Annotated in this window: 2 protein-coding genes; both read right to left on the bottom strand. The window is 64.6% G+C overall.

The features are described 5' to 3' along the window. On the bottom strand, window positions 1-1,339 hold a 1,339-nt coding region (locus ACOJSF_RS10375), incomplete at its 3' end, for a hypothetical protein (RefSeq protein WP_420142132.1). Further along, the coding region (locus ACOJSF_RS10370; protein WP_420142131.1) for a TRAFAC clade GTPase domain-containing protein at window positions 1,339-2,187 on the bottom strand (849 nt) is incomplete at its 5' end. The genes ACOJSF_RS10375 and ACOJSF_RS10370, both read right to left, overlap by 1 nt.

Genomic DNA, 2,187 nt, shown 5'->3' with positions numbered 1-2,187 from the left:
CGGATCTTTCCGCCGCTATCAACGCCCGGGCGATTTCGGCGGCATGGTCGTCGGGCGCCATCGCCACCAAGGACTCGTCGACACCATCGATGCGCCAGAAAGCGGGCGTCGACATCACGTCCGGTCGCTCCCTGGCGATCGTATCCGCCGCGTCGGCGTTCGACCCTAGCCGAGTGACGAGCTCGTGGACATCGATCCGCCGGACCGCTTCAGCCGCGGCCATCCCCAAGGGGCCGGGATCGGCCAGTGCCGACACGAACCTGACTGGCGACCTGCGCCACAGCGCCACCCCGAACTTCGCGCCGATTCCTGCCTCGTAGCCGGCTGAGAAGTCCTGCTCAAGCGCATCAACCAGAAACTCGAAGACGTCGTCGTCCACGTCGTCGACACGGTCCATCGCCTGTCGGGCGACTATCAACCGCAGCGATCGCGCCTGCCGCCGTCCAAGTCCATCAAGCGCATCGAAGGCTCTGACGGCCGCCGGCAAATCCGGTGGCCCGTCGAAGATCGCGTCATAGAGGGTCACCAATGGGACCATCGCCCGACGGCCGCCTTCAACATCGCCTCCGGTGCGTCGCAGGAATTCCCGCAACGAGGTCCGCGAATCCACGAGGTCAGCCACCAATGTCGCGGCAGCGGGCACGTGGGGCACATCCGATGGACTGACGGCATCCTTGAACTTCGAAGCGAGCTGGCGCTCCCCCCCGGGAACCATCTGGAGATCGAGAGCCTGTCCCTTCAACGAGCGATCCATCTTCGCGAGCGTGCAGAAGCCAAATCCGCGACGCAGCCGGGGCCACTGCTGCATCCATATGGATGTGGCGAGCATCTCGTCTTGATCCTCGTCTCCCGCCTGGACGACGATGGCCCGTTCGGGCGCAGCGTAGAGGGCGTTGACCAATTCGGTCGCGCGGGTGACGAGCGTCGGCGTCGCCGTGAACTGTGTAGGCTCCGGGTCGGCGGCGTTGACCTCGACCGGCGATGTGTAACCCTCTCGCCGGGAAGGTCCATCAGGTCGGCGGAAAGCCGCCAGCAGGCCGGCCGCCCCGGTCATCGCGCCCAGGTCCGCGTTCTCGACGATCAGCGAATGTGTCCAGACGCAACCCGGACGGGGCATCTCGGGCGCGGCCCAGGTGCGTGCGAGAACGTATCGCCCGCTGCCATCGAGCGGGTAGCCGGTCAGATAGCCAGACGGCGGCGGTTTCACGCCTGGGCCGGAAAGATCGCTCATCACCAGCATGGTTCGCGCATCGACACTGGACAGCGAAACCGATCCAGCGATGAGTCGGTGACCATCGCTGTAGCCGTGAAGTGTCTGCTGAACGACGATGGCGACCATCAGGTGACTAGCCACTCAATCGGAGCGGTGATGTCGGTGCTAACGTCGACTCCTGACACGACCTTGATGCGGTCCGACGGACGCGCGAGGTCCCTCAGGCGGTCAGTTTCCTCGAAGTGCTGCTTCTGGTCCGGATCTTCGTAGATCCCGCCTTGCGCGCTCAGGCCCCAGACGCACCACGACCATGGATCGCGGCCGTTGCGAAGATACTGGTCGAGTAGGGGTAGTTTCGCCGCAAGCAGTCCTTCGGGCGTCAGCCGTTCGCCTTCCGCCCGGTCCCATGCCGAAAGGAGGATAGCGAGCCGTCGAGGACCGACGTCCAGTTCATCAGACATCAGCATCTGCAGCAATTCGACAACCTGCACCTGGGTCGGAGCCAGGTCGGCGGACCAATCGATGATCTCGTCGTCTCCCGGCGGGAGCCCCATGCCCGCCGCGATCGCGTTCCGCTCGATGACCCAGGCCGGAAGCTGGATGCGGTCGCCGTTTATTAGAAGCACGATGCCCTTCGCACCGAGGGTCGCGGCAGTTGCCTCGTCGACTTCGCGCTTCTCCCACATCCGGCTGAATTCCTCGCCAGGCACGTCGGGGAACGAGATCTCCGTCGAATTCCCGGCGCCGTCCTTCAGCTTCATCGCGACCATCTTCATGCCGCTCTGCTGAGTGCGCTCCTGGATGCTTCCCTCACGCCAACGCTTCGCCAGCGCGTTCAGATGCTCGAAGTTGCCCTTACTCATCGAGTCGAACTGCAAGGCGGTGACAGCGCCATCCTCGCGCACCATGTGCCACAGCGCGGCGAGGAACGTCGTCTTGCCCGACCCAGGCAATCCGATCACCGATACGTCGGT

The sequence above is a fragment of the Sphingomonas sp. genome (assembly GCF_048594985.1).
Taxonomy (GTDB): domain Bacteria; phylum Pseudomonadota; class Alphaproteobacteria; order Sphingomonadales; family Sphingomonadaceae; genus Sphingomonas_I.
This window is presented reverse-complemented; position numbering and strand designations above follow the sequence as displayed.